Origin of the sequence: Corynebacterium glaucum (assembly GCF_002287505.1) — a bacterium.
Classification (GTDB): Bacteria; Actinomycetota; Actinomycetes; order Mycobacteriales; family Mycobacteriaceae; genus Corynebacterium; species Corynebacterium glaucum.
Map to the genome: position 1 here is coordinate 1,665,285 of NZ_CP019688.1, position 16,744 is coordinate 1,682,028.

15 protein-coding genes are annotated in these 16,744 nt (G+C 64.7%); 7 read left to right on the forward strand and 8 right to left on the reverse strand.

The window, feature by feature from the left end:
• Position 1: 1 nt before the first annotated feature.
• From priA to hisD, 6 genes are read right to left on the reverse strand one after another with little or no spacing between them, the layout of a single operon-like run.
• On the reverse strand, positions 2–736 hold the full coding sequence (gene priA / locus CGLAU_RS08110) for a bifunctional 1-(5-phosphoribosyl)-5-((5-phosphoribosylamino)methylideneamino)imidazole-4-carboxamide isomerase/phosphoribosylanthranilate isomerase PriA (RefSeq protein WP_095661127.1): 735 nt from the start codon (positions 734–736) through the stop codon (positions 2–4).
• An 18-nt stretch (positions 737–754) separates the two neighbouring features.
• The gene (gene hisH / locus CGLAU_RS08115; RefSeq protein ID WP_095660257.1) at positions 755–1,399 is read right to left on the reverse strand and encodes an imidazole glycerol phosphate synthase subunit HisH; all 645 of its coding nucleotides are present in this window, start codon (positions 1,397–1,399) and stop codon (positions 755–757) included.
• Positions 1,400–1,444: 45 nt separating this feature from the next.
• Complete coding sequence (locus CGLAU_RS08120; protein ID WP_095660258.1) at positions 1,445–2,776, reverse strand: MFS transporter; 1,332 nt, start codon at positions 2,774–2,776, stop codon at positions 1,445–1,447.
• A gap of 6 nt (positions 2,777–2,782) precedes the next feature.
• A complete protein-coding gene (gene hisB, locus CGLAU_RS08125; RefSeq protein ID WP_095660259.1) occupies positions 2,783–3,409 on the reverse strand; it encodes an imidazoleglycerol-phosphate dehydratase HisB in 627 nt (208 codons plus the stop codon).
• On the reverse strand, positions 3,402–4,496 hold the full coding sequence (locus CGLAU_RS08130; RefSeq protein WP_095660260.1) for a histidinol-phosphate transaminase: 1,095 nt from the start codon (positions 4,494–4,496) through the stop codon (positions 3,402–3,404). The genes hisB and CGLAU_RS08130 overlap by 8 nt, the downstream gene beginning before the upstream one ends.
• Entirely contained in the window at positions 4,493–5,803 is a 1,311-nt protein-coding gene (hisD, locus tag CGLAU_RS08135; RefSeq protein WP_095660261.1) for a histidinol dehydrogenase, read from the reverse strand. Before hisD ends, CGLAU_RS08130 begins: the two co-directional genes overlap by 4 nt.
• 93 nt (positions 5,804–5,896) lie before the next feature.
• Here hisD and CGLAU_RS08140 point away from each other — a divergent pair, with 93 nt between their 5' ends.
• On the forward strand, positions 5,897–6,934 hold the full coding sequence (locus CGLAU_RS08140) for a YbjN domain-containing protein (RefSeq protein ID WP_095660262.1): 1,038 nt from the start codon (positions 5,897–5,899) through the stop codon (positions 6,932–6,934).
• Here the strand turns inward: CGLAU_RS08140 and CGLAU_RS08145 are convergent.
• Entirely contained in the window at positions 6,931–7,479 is a 549-nt protein-coding gene (locus CGLAU_RS08145; protein WP_157731299.1) for a hypothetical protein, read from the reverse strand. The genes CGLAU_RS08140 and CGLAU_RS08145 overlap by 4 nt on opposite strands.
• Before the next feature lie 22 nt (positions 7,480–7,501).
• Positions 7,502–8,227 (reverse strand): nuclear transport factor 2 family protein, encoded by a 726-nt coding sequence (locus CGLAU_RS08150; RefSeq protein ID WP_095660264.1) that lies wholly within the window; start codon positions 8,225–8,227, stop codon positions 7,502–7,504.
• Positions 8,228–8,359: 132 nt separating this feature from the next.
• Here CGLAU_RS08150 and CGLAU_RS08155 point away from each other — a divergent pair, with 132 nt between their 5' ends.
• From CGLAU_RS08155 to CGLAU_RS08180, 6 genes are read left to right on the forward strand one after another with little or no spacing between them, the layout of a single operon-like run.
• Positions 8,360–8,911, forward strand: a complete 552-nt coding sequence (locus CGLAU_RS08155) for a TetR/AcrR family transcriptional regulator (protein ID WP_095661128.1) — start codon at positions 8,360–8,362, stop codon at positions 8,909–8,911.
• 40 nt (positions 8,912–8,951) lie between these two features.
• On the forward strand, positions 8,952–11,126 hold the full coding sequence (gene glgX, locus CGLAU_RS08160) for a glycogen debranching protein GlgX (RefSeq protein ID WP_095660265.1): 2,175 nt from the start codon (positions 8,952–8,954) through the stop codon (positions 11,124–11,126).
• 52 nt (positions 11,127–11,178) lie between these two features.
• Positions 11,179–12,552, forward strand: coding sequence for an exonuclease domain-containing protein (locus tag CGLAU_RS08165; RefSeq protein ID WP_095660266.1), 1,374 nt, complete (start codon positions 11,179–11,181; stop codon positions 12,550–12,552).
• A gap of 43 nt (positions 12,553–12,595) precedes the next feature.
• A complete protein-coding gene (locus tag CGLAU_RS08170) occupies positions 12,596–13,141 on the forward strand; it encodes a hypothetical protein (RefSeq protein ID WP_095660267.1) in 546 nt (181 codons plus the stop codon).
• A gap of 23 nt (positions 13,142–13,164) precedes the next feature.
• Positions 13,165–15,684 carry a malto-oligosyltrehalose synthase gene (gene treY / locus CGLAU_RS08175; protein WP_095660268.1) on the forward strand — a complete coding sequence of 840 codons (2,520 nt, stop codon included), beginning with the start codon at positions 13,165–13,167 and terminating at the stop codon, positions 15,682–15,684.
• A gap of 7 nt (positions 15,685–15,691) precedes the next feature.
• Positions 15,692–16,726 (forward strand): GTP pyrophosphokinase, encoded by a 1,035-nt coding sequence (locus CGLAU_RS08180; protein ID WP_198304877.1) that lies wholly within the window; start codon positions 15,692–15,694, stop codon positions 16,724–16,726.
• Positions 16,727–16,744 lie beyond the last annotated feature (18 nt).

Sequence of the window (16,744 nt, forward strand, 5' to 3'; positions counted from 1 at the left end):
ACTACTCCGCCACCGCGTCCAGCGCCTCGCGCAGGGTGAAGCGGCGTTCATAGAGCGCCTTGCCGATGATCGCGGAATCGATGCCCTCGTCGGCGTAGCGCGACAACTCCACCACGTCGTCAAGCGTCGCGATGCCACCAGACGCGGTCACCTGCGCATCGGTCGCCGCCGACACATCCCGCAGCAAGTCCACGTTCGGCCCCTCGAGTGTGCCGTCCTTGCTCACGTCGGTGACCACGAAGCGGGCGCACCCCGCGGCGTCGAAACGCTCGAGCACCTCCCACAGGTCCCCGCCGTCCGAGGTCCAGCCGTTGCCCTTCGTGCGCCAAGTACCGTCCTCCTCGCGCACCGCGATGTCGATGGCCACCTTATCGCCATAACGCGCGATCACCGATTCCATCCACTCCGGGTTCTGCAGCGCCGCCGTGCCGATGTTCACCCGGCGCGCGCCGGTAGCGAGAGCGCGTTCCAAAGATTCGTCGTCACGAATGCCCCCGGTGAGCTCCACCGCAATGTCGAGCTTGCCGGTGATTTCCGCCATCAGCTCGTGGTTCGAGCCGCGACCGAACGCCGCGTCCAAATCCACGAAGTGCAGCCACTGCGCGCCTTGAGCCTGCCACTCCAGCGCCGCCTCGAGTGGTGTGCCGTACACCTTCTCGGTCCCGGCCTCCCCCTGATCGAGGCGGACGGCTTGCCCGTTCACAACATCAACGGCTGGCAGCAGTTCAAACTTCATGCGCTTCATGGTAACCGGCTACGCCAGCGTCTTCACCCAGTTCTCCAGCAGCGCAAGGCCCGCGTCGCCGGACTTCTCCGGGTGGAACTGCGTAGCCCACAACGGGCCGTTCTCCACCGCGGCGACAAACCTGCTCGGCCCGTGCGTCGCCCAGCTCACCTTTGGGTACGCAATGAACTCGTCTTCCTCCATTGCGAACTTACGCACCCCGTAGGAGTGCACAAAGTAAAAGCGGGTCTCCGCATCAAGACCGGCAAACATCTCGCTCTCAGGGTGGATGTCCACAGTGTTCCAGCCCATGTGCGGCAGCACGGGAGCTTCGAGCTTATCGACGACTCCGTCCCACTCGCCCAGACCAGGAGTATCCACGCCGTGCTCCACCCCGCGCTCAAACATGACCTGCAGCCCCACGCAGATCCCCAAGACCGGACGGCTCCCGGCCAAACGCTGCCCGACAATGCGCGGCCCGCCAACCGCCTTGAGTCCGCGCATGCATGCCGGGAAGGCACCGACTCCAGGCACCACCAAGCCGTCGGCTTCAACTGCCAGGTGGGGATCCTGGGTGACCTCGACGTTCGCACCGACGCGTTCGATTGCGCGTTGCGCCGAGCGAAGGTTGCCGGCGCCGTAATCGAGCAATGCCACGCGGGGTTGAGTACTCATGGTGTGTGAGTGTAGCGGCCCCCGCACAACTACTAGCCCGAAACGCTAACGATCGGTGCGGGGCTCGCCGCGGCGGTACCGGATCGGGGGCTGCACCGAGCGCATTCGCACTGCGAGGTTGTTCACTTCCACTACCCGGTGACGTCCCAGTTGGCGATCGAGCAGAGTCACTACCAGGCCCAGCAGAATGACGGCGCTGGCCAGACCGAACATCGGCGCAAACACCATGGTGGTCAGCACCGCGCCGTAGAACGTGGAGCCCAGCCCCGTACCACCGTCAAACGCGATGTTCCAGATCGCGGACGCTCGCGATGCCTTCGACCGTGGCAACCGGTAGAACATCATCGTCAACGACTCGTTTTGCACAGCGCCGAAACCCGCACCGTAAAACAGTGCCGCGATGGTCATGGTCCACACCGGCAGCTCAAGGAAGAGAATGATCGACATCATGAGCACACCTGCAGCGGCGGCGATCTGGAACGGGATGAGCACGCTGCCTGGCTGCCCCTTGCGGTCCATGACCCGGCCTGCGAAGTAGCGCGAAATCATCGCCGCGAAGTTCATTACGCCGAGCATCACACCGGCCAGGGCCGCACCGTACACCGGATCGAGATCGCGCATCGATGCCGGCAGAAAGTTCGTGATCGCTCCGTAGGCGGTAGTGACAAACATGAGCGCGAGCGCAGGCACGAGCACCAGATGCCATGTTGGGGCCCGCACCGCACTGGCTTGTGTCTGCTCGTCCTCGTCGGGTGTCGGAATCCCCGGAATCAACATGGTGGCCACAAGCGCGACCAAACCAATGCCGCCGCCGATGGCGTATACCGCGTCGTATCCTACGATTCCGACTAGCGCGAGACCCGAGGGAAGCGCAATCATCTGGGCGGCCCCAACCACAAGGCCGAGCGCACCAGTCGCGCTTCCGAGCAGCCGCAATGGCACAAGCTCCGCAATGATCGCCGCCTCGGCGACGGACAGCGCACCGAAACCGATGCCGCGGATGGCGCTGACTGTCAAGAGCGGTGTCGGATCCATGCCCAGCATGTACCCGAACGTCGGACCGCCGAGCAAAAGTGCTGAGACAGCTATCACCGCGCGGTAGCCGATGGTGCGAAGAAGCCACGGCGTGAACACCTGCGTGATCACAGTTGCCAGCATGAACACGCCCGTGCTCAGGCCCGCAAGCGTCTCGCTTTGCCCGGCATCGATGACCGCGGTCGGTACCACTGGCAGCAGTAGCGACCACGCCCCAAACGCGGCTCCAACTGCGATCAACACCGGGACTAAACCGCGGGCCCGCCACACGCTCGTGAGCGAATCGATCTCCGCGGGAGACAGTGGTGCCCGTGAACGTGCCGCCCAGCCGAATCCAGCCATACCGGGTTAGAGCGCTCCCTTCGTCGACGGAACGCCGGTGAGCTTGTCGTCGTGGCTCACGGCTTCGCGGATTGCGCGGGCGACGGCCTTGTACTCGGCCTCGGTGATGTGGTGCGGGTCGCGCCCGTAGCGCACATTGACGTGCAACGTGGTGCGCGAGTTGTACGCGAGCGTCTCAAAGAAGTGGCGGTTGATCACGGTGGCGTAGTGGCCGCCGATGATCTGCCAGGTCATGTGCTCGGGCTCGCCGTTCATCACGAAGTAGGGGCGGCCGGAGAAGTCGACCACGGCTTCCACCAGAGTCTCGTCCATTGGCAGCAGCATGGAGCCAAAGCGGCGGATTCCGGCCTTGTCCCCGATCGCGTCTGCGAGCGCCCAGCCGAGCACGATGGCGGTGTCCTCCACCGTGTGGTGCGCGTCGATCTCAGTATCGCCGTCGGCGTGCACGGTCAGATCGAACGCACCGTGGGTGCCAAAGGCGGTGAGCATGTGGTCGAAGAACGGCAAGCCGGTCGAAACATCGACCTTGCCGGTGCCGTCGAGGTTGATCTCCACAGAGATGTTGGATTCGCTCGTGGTGCGCTGCGCGCGCCCGATCCGTGCTGCACCATTATCCGAGTCAAGCTCAGCCATTGATGACCTCCTTCGCCGCTGCCAAAAACGCGTCGTTTTCCGAGTCCAGTCCGATGGTCACCCGCAGCCTTCCAGACACGCCGACGTCTCGGATGAGCACCCCGCGGTCCAGGAACTGCTGCCACGCAGTGTGCGAGTCGTCGAAGTGGCCGAAAAACAGGAAGTTGGACTCACTCGGCACGACATCGTAGCCCATTGCGACCAGTTCGGCTTGGACACGCTCACGCTCGCTGGCGAGCTTGTCCACGTTGCCCAGAGTCTCGCCGGCGTGACGCAGCGCCACGATCGCCGCGGCCTGGGAGAGCACGGAGAGGTGGTACGGCAGGCGCACCAGCATCACCGCTTCGATGAACGCGGGCGCAGCCACGAAGTAGCCCAGGCGTCCGCCGGCGAAGTCGAAGGCCTTGCTCATAGTGCGCGAGACCACGAGCTTCGCCGGATAGGTCTCCAGCAGCGTGCACGCCGACGCGGAGGGAGAAAACTCGCCGTAGGCCTCGTCCACGATCACAATGCCAGGAGCGGCCTCGATGATGCGAGCGATGTCCTCCAATGCGGTGACATCACCCGTCGGGTTGTTCGGCGAGGTCACAAACACCACGTCAGGGCGGTGTTCGCCAATCGCCTCAACCGCGCGGTCCACGTCAATCCGGAAATCGGCCCCGCGCTCCACGGCAATGAACTCAGTCTGAGTACCCGAGCTCAAAATCGGGTGCATGGAGTAGCTGGGCACGAAGCCCATCGCGCTGCGTCCCGGCCCGCCGAACGCCTGGAGCAGTTGCTGCAGGATCTCGTTCGACCCGTTCGCCGCCCACACGTTGTCGCGGGTCACGGCCACACCGGTCTGGCCGCTGACGTACTCCGCCAACGCATCGCGCAGCTCCACCGCGTCGCGCTCTGGGTAGCGGTTCAGGGCGGAGGCAACCTTGGTCACGGCCTCCACCAAGTCATCGATCAGCTCCTGCGACGGCGGGTACGGATTCTCGTTGGTGTTCAGCGCCACCGGCACCTCGAGCTGGGGCGCGCCGTACGCGGACTTGCCGCGCAGCTCGTCGCGCAGCGGCAGCTGCTCTAGCTTTAGGTCGTTCATTTCTGCTCCATCCGTGCCGCGATCGCTTCGCCGTGCGCCGGCAGTTGCTCGTCAGCCGCGAGCGCAATGATGTGCCCGCCGATCTCTTCCAGCGCCGCGCGGTCGTACTCGATCAAGTTCACCGGCTTCAAAAAGGTGTGCGTAGACAGCCCCGCATTGAACCGCGCCGTTCCCGACGTCGGCAGCACATGGTTCGATCCGGCCGCGTAATCCCCCAGCGGCACCGGCGAGTAGTCCCCGACAAAGATCGCGCCTGCATTCGTAATGCGTTCTGCCACAGCCCGGGCGTCGCGCGTGTGCACCTCCAGGTGCTCCGCGGCATACGCGTTGGCAACCAGGATTGCGTGCTCCAGGTCGTCGACAAGCACAATGCCCGACTGCGAGCCCCCGAGCGCCGACGCCGCACGCTCCGCGTTGAGCGTTTGCGCAGCACGCTTATCGACGGCCCTTTCAACCGCCTCGGCAAGCTGCGACGAAGCGGTAATGAGCACGCTCGCTGCGTTCTCGTCGTGCTCAGCCTGGGAGATCAGGTCGAGCGCGACGAATTCCGGGTTGGCGGAGTCGTCGGCGATGATCGCGATCTCGGACGGGCCTGCCTCAGCGTCGATGCCAACCACGCCGTTGACCAGGCGCTTCGCGGCTGCGACGAAGATGTTGCCGGGGCCGGTGATCATGTCCACCGGCTCGAGCTCGTACGCATCGTCGCCGTAGGCCATGAGCGCAACGGCTTGCGCGCCGCCGACTGCCCACACCTCGTCGACACCCAGCAGCTTGCACGCGGCCAGGATCGTCGGGTGCGGCCAGCCGCCGAATTCCTCCTGCGGCGGGGTGCACACCACCATGGAAGACGCGCCGGCTTCCTGCGCCGGAATCACGTTCATGAGCACGCTCGACGGGTACACAGCCTTGCCGCCGGGCACGTAAAGGCCGACGCGCGCCACGGGAATGAACGTCTCGGTCACAGTCGCCCCCGGGCCCAGCGTGGTGGTGTGCGCGGCGGGCTTCTGCTCCGCGTGCACCTTCCGGATGCGCGCGATCGCCTCCATCAGCGCCTCGCGCAGCGCCGGATCCAGCTCGCGCTCAGCCTTATCGATGATGTCGCCGGGGACGCGCACAGTCGCCGGGCGAATCCGGTCAAACTGCTCACCGTATTCCAAGGCTTTCTCGGCGCCGTGTTCGCGAACGGCCTCCACGATTGGGCCTACGGTAGGAAGCACCGAATTCACGTCAGTGCCACCGCGCGGCAGCACCCGGCGCAGTTCAGCTGTGGTCGGGGTTGTGCCCCGCAGGTCGGTCACGTTGAGCATAAGCGTCATTGTATTCCCCGGTCATCGCCGCACCGGAACGGGTATAGACTCGACAAACAGTGGCAACAATCGCAGGACAAGGGGTCACACACCATGGGCAAGCACAGCAAGCCGGCACACGCCGCCGGCGCCCGCGAGCCCGTCACCGAAGTCACCTTGCAGCGCGTCGCCGCCGCGATTGAAGGTATCGGGCTGGAGCCCCTTGCGCGCCCCGACAGGCTGGTGGTCGGCCTTCCCGCCTACACCGCCGCGGTCTGGATTGACTACGAGCGCCCGCTGACCCTAGTCATCGATTTCACCGACCGCGTGCCCGTCGCGTTCGACCACGGCCGCGCGTTAGCTACCTTCCTAAACCATTGGAACCACGAGGAGCTCGGCGCGGTGGCTTCCTACCGACTCACCGATTCCGGCGATTTCAGCGTGCGCATGCGCCACGGCATGCTCATCCGTCACGGTTTGTCGGACTCGCAGCTCATCGCTTCGCTTATCGACGGCTTCGAGCACGCCGCGTCATTTTTCACCCAGCTCCGCGCTCAGTTCATACCGATTGAGTTCGACGCTCCCCTGCCCCCGACGCTGCTGCGTTCCCTCGACCACACCACCCTGGTGGGGCGCCACCCGTCGCATATGCACCTCCCGGCCGGGGAGCGGCGCGACGTGTACTCGGCGCCGGACTACTTCCAGGGCGGCGAGGGCACCATTTCCGAGGTCTCGCTGCTGGACCTGCAGCGCGTACTCAACGGGTTGGACTTCGCGTACACAAAAGCCGACGACGTCATTGCGACCGGCGCCAACGGCGTGCCGTTTGCCATCACCTTGGAAACCGCCGGTTTCTCCCGGGTGGCCGCGATGTGGAACTCAAACCAGAACGCTGAAACAGCGTTTCTCCCGCTGTGGCTCGCCTGCAACGAGGTCAACCAATCCAGCACGCAACTCAGCGTCTATCTCCACGAAACCGAAGGCATCATCCAGGTCCACGCCGAAACCACGTGCCTGGTCACCGAGGGAATGACGGACGCGCAGATCGACGAGTTCGTCATCTCCTCGCTCCTGTCGGGGTTGAGCGCCATCGACCACATCACCACGCAGGCTGAAGGGGCCTCGGTGGTGGACTGGCCGCCGACGTCCTAGCGCGAGGCCCCGCCCCTTCTCGATCGCTCGGCGGACAGTGCGAAGAAGTTCAGCATCCAATACAGCAGTGCCGAGACAAACGGCGCCACCAACCAGGCCACGTGCGGGTTCACGGCCGGGGCAACCGTGAACGTCCCGCTTGTTGCGTGATCTGGGGGCACGTCGTGCAACGCCTGGGCGACCACCTGGCCGGTGGCAACAATCGTGAAAGCCGCTGCAGCCGCGACAGCCATCACCCAGATCAGTGTGCCGATTCCCCCGCCGCCGGTTTTGAACCAAGCGACGAGCGCGAGTGCTGCACCAACAACCGCGCTCAAGATGGTGAGCCAGCCGATGGCGGTGAATTCCGCGCTCTCATCACTCGCCTCAGCGTTGATCATCGCGGTGCCATCGGTGATCTCGATGACGTACGTCGGGTGAAGAAAGCCCCAAAGCACACCGGCGAGCAGCCCGAGTACCAGCCCAAATGCAAGCAACCCCGCACCAGCTCCGATCGCCTTCGGCGAGCGGGTGGTGGGGGTTGGAGACGAAGTATCTAAAGGCATCGCCCCTAGAGACTAGTAGAAGCTAGCCGGTGCAGACCTTCCAGCGGCCCTCTTCCTTGGCGAAGAGCTGCACCGAGGTGTGGGTGCCTTCCTGATCCGTCGAGGTCACCGTCGCGGATGCGCGGTCCCCGTCAACACGCACGTCAGACACGCTGACCTCTGCGCGCGGCACCGGAGCGGGGCCGTTGATCTTCTCGTCCTGGCGCATGACCTCCTCGAGTACATCGAGGTTGAGGCCCTGGCGGCTCAGCTCCGCCATCGCAGGGTCGCGCACAGCGGCGCAGGAGTTGTCCAAAATGGTACGGGTCCAGGTCACCATGGAGTCCGGGTTGGTGATGGTGTGGACCACGGACTCCATCTCCTTGCGGTCCGCATCGGAGCCGCCCTGGCCACCAGCGATCGGCTCGTAGGTGCGAACCTCAATCTCACCCTCGCCGAACGGGTTGGCGATGGTCGGGATCGGAGCTGCAGCCGCGTCACCCTCGGCCGGCTTCTCGCCCTCAGGCTTCTCGCCCTCCTGGCCCGGCTCCTCAGTCTTGTTCTCCTCACCCTCGGCAGCCTCGCCGTTTTCACCCTTAGCCGCATTGGTGCTGGCGGCATCGTTGGTTGCGGGAGACGACTCGACTGTCGCAAGCCCCCCGTTTGCGGAGGTATCGGCGTCAGACCCGCAGGCAGTCAGCCCGATTGTCAAGGCGAACGCCGACAGGGTCGCCGCAGCGATCTTGTGCGATGTAGAAGGAAGCGTCACGATCAATTCTCCTGGCTCGGGATTTGTACATCGGGCAGTCTAGCAACACTTATCTGTGTTAAATGTCTAGTGACGTTTCGAAGCGTCTGGACAAAGGCTGTGAACTTCACGTTCGAACTACAGTTGGTTTCCATGCAATTGTCACGCGAAGCGATCGTCGCCATCGCCCTGGACATTCTGTCGCAGTACGGCCTCGCCGACGTGTCGATGCGACGCATCGCGGGAGCATTGGGGGTCGCGCCGGGCGCCCTCTACTGGCATATCGAGAACAAGCAGGAGCTCATCGCAGCACTTGCCGACGCGATCATCGCCCCAGTGGTCACCGCCCCACCGGAGGATCCGGAAGCGTTGTGTGCGGCACTGTGGAACCACGTCCTGGCGACGCGCGATGGCGCCGAGATTGTCATCGCAGCGATTGGCCAGCCGGATGCGCCGGTGCGCCGCACCCTCGAGGAGACATTCGCGTTGGTGGTGGGGAGGTCGGCACCAGAGGGGGCGTCGATAAGCGATGCGACCGTGGCTGCGAACGGCCTGCTTCATCTCACCCTGGGTGCTGCTGCCGTGCAGCAGTCCGCAACCCAGCTGGCCACCGCGACCGGCGAGCGCGGTTTGCGCCCCGTTGACGAGGCCGCCGCTGAGCATGCTGCCGCAGTGAAGCTGCTGCTCACGGGCATGAAGCGTTGATACGGCGGAACCGGCGAGCTTTGCACTAAGATTCGTCGTCATGACTGAAACAACCACGCAAAACCCTTCTCCTGAGGCCCCGGAGAAGTGGCCTGGCTCCGCCTACCCGCTCGGATCCACCTACGACGGCGCGGGCACGAACTTCGCGCTGTTTTCCAACGTGGCAGAAAAGGTTGAGCTGTGCCTCATCGACGACGAGGGCGCTGAGACCCGCGTCGAGCTCGAGGAGCGTGACAACTACGTGTGGCACGCGTATCTGCCTGGTGTCACCCCCGGCCAGCGCTACGGCTACCGCGTGCACGGCCCGTGGGACCCGCACAACGGCAAGCGCTGCGACCCGTCCAAGCTGCTCGTCGATCCCTATGCGCGTGCATTCGAGGGCGACTTCGACCAGCACTCCTCGCTGTTCTCCTACGACATCGAAGCTGAGCCTGCGGGCTCTGGCCGCAACGAGGAGGACTCCCTCGGCCACACCATGCTCTCCGTTGTGGTCAACCCCTTCTTCGATTGGGGCGATGACCGCCGCCCCAACATCCCGGATGAAGAATCGGTGATCTACGAATGCCACGTGAAGGGCATGACGCAGACCCACCCGGACATTCCGGAGAGCCTGCGTGGCACTTACGCGGGCATGGCGCACCCGGCGATGATCGAGTACCTGCAGGACCTCGGCGTGACCTCCATTGAGCTGCTGCCGGTGCACCAGTTCCTGCAGGATGACCGCCTGCGCGACCTCGGCCTGCGGAACTACTGGGGCTACAACACCTTCGGCTTCTTCGCGCCGGAGAACCACTACGCCTCCTCCGACAACCCGTCGGACACCGTTGCGGAGTTCAAGCAGATGGTGCGCGCCTACCACGAGGCGGGCATGGAGATCATCCTGGACGTGGTGTACAACCACACGGCCGAGGGCAACCACCTCGGGCCAACGATTGCATTCCGCGGCATTGACAACGAGGCCTACTATCGCCTCGTTGACGGCGATCGATTCCACTACATGGACTACACCGGTACCGGTAACTCGCTCAACGTCCGCGACCCGCACTCGCTGCAGCTGATCATGGACTCGCTGCGCTACTGGGTCACCGAGATGCATGTCGACGGCTTCCGCTTCGACCTCGCCTCCACCCTCGCGCGAGAATTCTCCGACGTCGACCGCCTCGCAACCTTCTTCGATCTGGTGCAGCAGGACCCGATTGTCAGCCAAGTCAAGCTCATTGCCGAGCCGTGGGATGTCGGCGAGAACGGCTACCAGGTGGGCAACTTCCCGTCGCTGTGGAGCGAATGGAACGGAAAGTACCGCGACACCATGCGCGACTTCTGGCGCGGCGAGCCTGCAACGCTCGGCGAGTTCGCCTCTCGCCTCACCGGTTCTTCCGACCTGTACCAGCACAACGGCCGCCGCCCGTCGCACTCGATCAACTTCATCACCGCCCACGACGGCTTTACGCTCAACGACTTGGTGAGCTACAACGAAAAGCACAACGAGGCGAACGGCGAAGACAACCGCGACGGCGAGAGCCACAACCGCTCCTGGAACTGCGGTGTGGAAGGCCCGACCGAGGATCCGGAAATTCGCCAGCTGCGAGCCCAGCAGCGCCGCAACTTCCTGACCACCTTGCTGCTCTCCCAGGGCACCCCAATGATCGCGCACGGCGACGAGTTCGCCCGCACCCAGGGCGGCAACAACAACGTCTACTGCCAGGACAACGAAATTGCCTGGATGAACTGGGACCGCCTGGAAGAAGCCGAAGACCTCCACGGCTTTACCAAGCGCCTCATCGCCATCCGCAAGGCTCACCCCGTGTTCCGTCGCCGCCGCTTCCTCGAAGGTGGGGCGCTTGGCGCTGACATGGAGAAGCGCGAGATCGCTTGGCTGGTTCCAGACGGTCAGCTGATGACCCCAGAGGATTGGGATTCCGCGTTTGGCAAGGCCCTCATGGTCTACCTCAACGGTGACGCCATCACCGAGGCAGATCGCCGCGGCCGTCAGGTCACCGACGACTCCTTCGTGCTCATGTTCAACGCGCACTATGAGGACATCGATTTCACCACCCCGCCGAGCGAGTTCGGCTCGCACTGGGAGGTCCTCATCGACACCACCGAGCCGCTCGGATACCCGGTGGAGAAGCAGGTGCTGGCTGCCGGCGACAGGGTCTCGGTGGCTGCCCGCTCGACCCTGGTGCTCAAGCAGGTGGAGCAGCCGGCTGAGTAGCCGTGGGATGGCGGCGGTTCCCGCTCCACGCCTAAGCGCTACCCTTTAGAGCATGATTGCATCGCACGGCGCACGCGTTTCGGTGACCAGCGAGGAGATCATCCTCACCCCAACGGCCCTCGCTGCGTCGCTGCGCGGCGACGCTACAGAGCGTCGCATCGCGCTGGCAGAGATCACCGGTGTCGAACCCGTCCCAGGCGATGCGTGGGCGCCCGGGTTTTTGCAGGTGACCACCAACGATGGCGTCCACGTCATCGAGTTCAGCCCTGGTGACACCCAGGGACCCGCCGAGCTTGCAGAACTCATCTCCGCGGCACAGCACGGCGACGTCCCTGACACGGTGAGCGTCGACGGTGCCGCGGGCATCCCTGGGTTCAGCTTCGTCGCGCTCGACGTGGAGACCGCGAACCAGAACTGGGGCTCGATCTGCCAGATCGGCGTGGTCAAGATCGTCGACGGCGAGGAGGTCGAGCGCGCGTCGTGGCTTTGTCAGCCACCGGCGGGCATCGACGAGTTCGACCCCTTCAACGTGGAAATCCACGGAATTACGGCTGAGGCGGTGGCTAAGGAGCCGAGCGTCGCCGAGCGTATCGACGCGGTGGCGGAGTTCGTCGGCGATCTCCCGATCGTGGCCCATAACGCCCAGTTCGACGCGTCGGCGCTGCGCTACGCCTGTGTGGCCGCAAAACACACGATCCCGCCACTGATGTTCGCGTGCACCCTCGCCCAGGCCCGCGCCACCAAGCTCGACGTGGTCAACCACCGCCTGCCTACCTTGGCGGAGTTCTTCGGCGTCGCGCTGGACAAGCACCACGACGCGTGCGCCGACGCGGCCGCCTGCGCTGGGATCATGGTGGGTTTGGCGCGGCGTGCGAAGCACGAGGGTTCGCTGATGAGCTTCGTCCACGACACCGGTTTTGCCCTCGGTTCGATCGACAGCGACCGGGTCACTCCTGTCCTGCGCGACCGCTCGGGTGCCACACGCGCCTTGCAGGTAAAACGAGTCGCGAACGGCAACATGAATCTCGCGGTCGATGCGGTTGTGGAGCCACAGGGAAGTAATCAGGATGGGCGGACAAACGAGGCGTCGACAAGCAAAAAAGCCCCCTGGCAAGCGGTGGCGACTCCGGATACCGTGCCCGAGCCGAACCCCCAGGCCGACCCAAACTCTCCGCTTTTCGGCGAAAATGTGACGCTGACCGGCGACTTTGAGCCGTACGACAAGGGCGAGCTGTGGAATGGCATCGCGGAGATGGGCGCGACGGTGGGCAAGAACGTGACCAAGAAGACGACTATTCTTGTCGCCGGCGAGTGGGCGACCATGACCACGAAGGAGAAGCGGGCGCGCGAGCTGCAGGAAAAGGGCCAGGACATCCAAATCTGGTCCGCTGACCAGCTGCTCGAGGCACTCGGACTCAAAGCTTAACGACGGACGGAACCGCGACAGGCTCGCGTACGTCTAAATCCGTATGCAGCCAGAGAATCCTCCATACCGCCGCCTGCGCCCGCGGCTTGCCCGGCGCGATGACGTCTCCGATTCCACAGCGTTCATCAGCCTCTCCCCTGGGCTGGTGAGCGTGTTTGATATCCCGGGCAGACGCGGGTTGAGCCACCCGGAGATTGGGCGCATGGGGATGACCCCGCAGTCCGCTTGGAACGCTGCCGCGGCGGGGCTGGTGGCCTCCGCACGTACGAAAACCGGGGTGGAGTTCTTAGCCCGCCCCGCCTACGTGGCGCTCGGGCCTGACGCACCCCGCGGCTACGAGGTACGCGGCAAAGGCGCGACGGCGGCGGCGTGGCTGGCGCATCCGCGAGCGTTCTCGACGCTGCGCACCCACTTCACCTCCGTGATCGAGCCGGCCGGCGAGCTGGTCTACTTCACCCGGGACTGCCACGAGCTGTTCGTCTTCGATGTTGGAGAGGATGAGGTTGCCGCCGCACTGGGGGCTAACGGGGTGGTGCGGTATTCGCTGGGGTTTCCGCTGCTGCTCACGTGTGACTCCGCCATGGTGTAGCGCGCCGAACTAGGGTTAGGTGCATGCGTCGACCGATTACTTCCACGTATCGTTTGCAGCTTCGCGGACCACATGCGGACCCCTCCGGACGGGCCTTCGGTTTCGCCGAAGCAGCCGAGCAGGTGCCGTACCTGCGCGCGCTGGGGGTCTCCCACATCTACCTCTCCCCCATCTTCGCCTCCGCACGCGAGTCGAACCACAACTACGATGTCATCGACCCGACCGAGGTCAACCCTGAGCTCGGCGGCATCGACGGTCTGCGCGAGCTCGCTCGCATCGCGCACGAGGCAGGCCTGGGCCTGGTCTTGGACATCGTGCCGAACCACCTGGGCGTGGAGGTCCCGCGCACCAACCGCTGGTGGTGGGACCTGCTCAAGCACGGCAAGAATTCGGAGTTTGAGCCTTACTTCGACATCGACTGGCATGAGGACAACGGCGCCGGCGGCAAGCTGGGCCTGCCTGTGCTGGGCAAAGAGGGGGACGAAGACAAACTGCGCCTCACGCACCTCGGCCCCGAGGAGTTCCCCGAAGGCGCCGCCCCCGAGGGCGAGGACGTGCTCCAATACTTCGACAAGTGCTTCCCCCTGGAACCCGGGAGCTATTCATCGCTTGAGGACGACCCCGTGGAGGTCTACTCCCGCCAGAGCTACCGCCTGATGTATTGGCGCGACGGTGTGATCTCCTACCGCAGGTTCTTCTCCGTCAACGGCCTCGCCGGCATCCGGCAAGAAGACCCGCTGGTCTTCGAGCATTCGCACCGGGTCCTTCGCCAGCTCATCGCGGAGGATCTTATCGACGGCATCCGTGTCGACCACCCCGACGGCCTCACCGACCCGTTCGACTACCTCACGCGGCTGCGCGATTTGATCGGCCCGGACCGCTGGTTGGTGGTGGAGAAGATCCTCGGTGTCACCGAGCCACTCGATCCGCGTTTGAACGTTGACGGCACCACGGGTTACGACGCCATGCGCGAGCTCGACGGCGTTTTCATCGACCGCTCCGCCGAAGACCAGCTAGGCATGCTCGCGCTGCAACAGTCAGGTTCCACCTGGGACGAAGACGCCATCACCGCCGCCGAGCATCAGCTCAAGGGCAAGGTGGCCAGGGATGAGCTCGACGCGGAGGTGCGTCGCCTCGTTCGCGCGATTCGCCGCGACAACTTCTCCACGGCTGGGCAAGACGTTTCCGAGGCAGATCTCGCCGAGACGGTAATCGAGCTGATCGCCGCGATCCCCGTGTACCGCGCGGACTACCGCTCTCTGTCGCGCATCACCTCCTCTGTGATCGCCGAGATGTCGCGCCGCTTCCCCGAGCGCAGCGACGCGCTCGACTTGATCTCCGCCGCGATGCTCGCCGAAGGCGAAGCCAAGACCCGCTTCGCCCAGGTCTGCGGCGCGGTGATGGCAAAGGGCGTCGAGGACACCCTGTTCTACCGCGCAAGCCGCTTGGTCTCGCTGCAGGAAGTCGGCGGCGCGCCGGGACGATTCGGCGTCGGCGTCGCTGAGTTCCACCTGTTGCAGCAAGAGCGCGCGCAGTTGTGGCCGCACGCGATGACGTCGTTGACCACCCACGACACCAAACGCACCGAAGATACCCGCGCCCGCATGGGCGAGATCACCGAGCTGCCCGGCGAGTTCGCAGAGCTCACCCGCCAAGTCGTCGCCATGGTGCCGCCGCCGGACACCGCCACCGCCCACTTCCTCTTCCAGAACCTGCTCGGCGTGTGGCCCGCCGACGGCGTCATCACCGATGCCCTGCAAGAGCGCCTGCACGCTTACGCCCTCAAGGCGGTGCGCGAGGCGGGTGTGAACTCCACCTGGTTCGACCAGGAACCCGCATACGAGCAAGCGATCTGCGATTGGATCGACGCCCTGCTTTACGGCCCGGTCGCTCCGACCCTCACGGATTTCGCCGCCAAGCTCCACCGCGGCGGGGTTCAAGTCTCGCTCGGCAGGAAGGTGCTGCAGCTTGCCGGCGCCGGCGTCCCTGACACCTACCAGGGCCAGGAGTTCATTGACTTTTCCCTGGTGGACCCGGATAACCGCCGCTTCATCGACTACACCGCGAGGGCACAAACCTTGCAGCAGTACCTCGAAGCCCGCGAAGACGAGGCCTTCGATCTGGCCGCATATCTCACCGACACGGACGACGGCACCATCTCCGCCGATCGCGCGAAGCAGCTTATCATCCGCGAAGGCCTTCACCTGCGCCGCGAGTTCGCCGACGTGTTCTTGAGCGGCGAGCACCAGGCAGTCTTCGCCGTGGGCGAAGCGCACGACCACCTTGTCGGTATCGCCCGCGGCGATGCATCGGTATCCGGCACCGGTGGCCTCAGCATCATCGCTCTCGCCACACGCCTCCCCCTCGCGCTGGAAAGCCGCGGCGGCTGGGGTGAAACCACCGTGCAACTTCCCGAGGGCGAGTGGACCGATCGCTTCAGCGGTCGTACTTTCAGCGGCGTCGTGCCCGTCGCCGAAGTGTTCTCCACCCTGCCCACCGCGCTGCTGGTGGCAAACCGCCTCACCGAAGCGGGGCGCTTGTAGGCCCACGATGAGCACTAAAAAGATCCACGACGACACCGTCGCACGCCTCGGCTCCACCTACTTCACCTGGCTCGACGCGAACGAAGATATTGCGGTCACGTTCCGCAACGCGCTGCACGAGCTCATGCTCGACGCCGGCATCAACTTCGACAGGGTCGATGTCAGGGTCAAAACTTGGCCTTCACTCAAAGCCAAGGCGCGAAAGCTTAACGACGACGGCGAGCTCCTCTACCCCGATCCTTGGCACGACATCCGCGATATCTTGGGAGCGCGCGTCACCGTGCTTCACTCCACCGAGATCCCCGCAGTGCAGCGTCTCCTGGCTGACCAGTTCGACGTCCTCCGCAGCATCGACAAAGCACAGGAAACTCGCATCGCCGGCGGCTTCGGATACGGCTCGCACCACCTGCAGGTCCGCGTGACCGATCGATCGGAGGGCCTGGAAGCCTACGTGGGCACGGTTTTCGAGGTGCAGATCCGCACCGTGCTGCAACACGCGTGGGCCGAGTTTGAACACGACATCCGCTACAAACGCGGAGGCGCCGACGGCGGCGTGCAGCACAGATCTGACCCACAAATCGACCGAGCATTCACCCTCGCCGCCGGATTGATCGAACTCGCGGACCAGCAGTTCGACCAGATCGCTAGCATCGCCAATCCGCACCACGAGCTCCCAGGACTCGGTGCGGCAGATGCCGACCTCTCCCCCGAGACGCTGCCCGGCATCCTCACCATCCTGCTTGGTCCAAAGTTCCCGCTGTCCCGCGCAGACGACTACAGGTTCCTACTGGAGCTGCTGCGCACCCACGGCATCGAAGAGGTCGGCCAGCTGCGCGACCTCATCAATCCGGCAGACATCGAGGCACTATTCAACTCCCTTGAATACGCTTTCGAACCCGGCCAAGTCCGCATCGTGGACGATCTCCTCCTCAACCGCTACGGCACCGACCACATCGAGCGAACCTGGGACGCGGGCAACCGTCCGAAAGTCCGCCGGACCCGCCTCAACCGCAGACTGGCTCGCCTCCGCGGCACGGATTAGCCGCACCTGTCCGCCTCG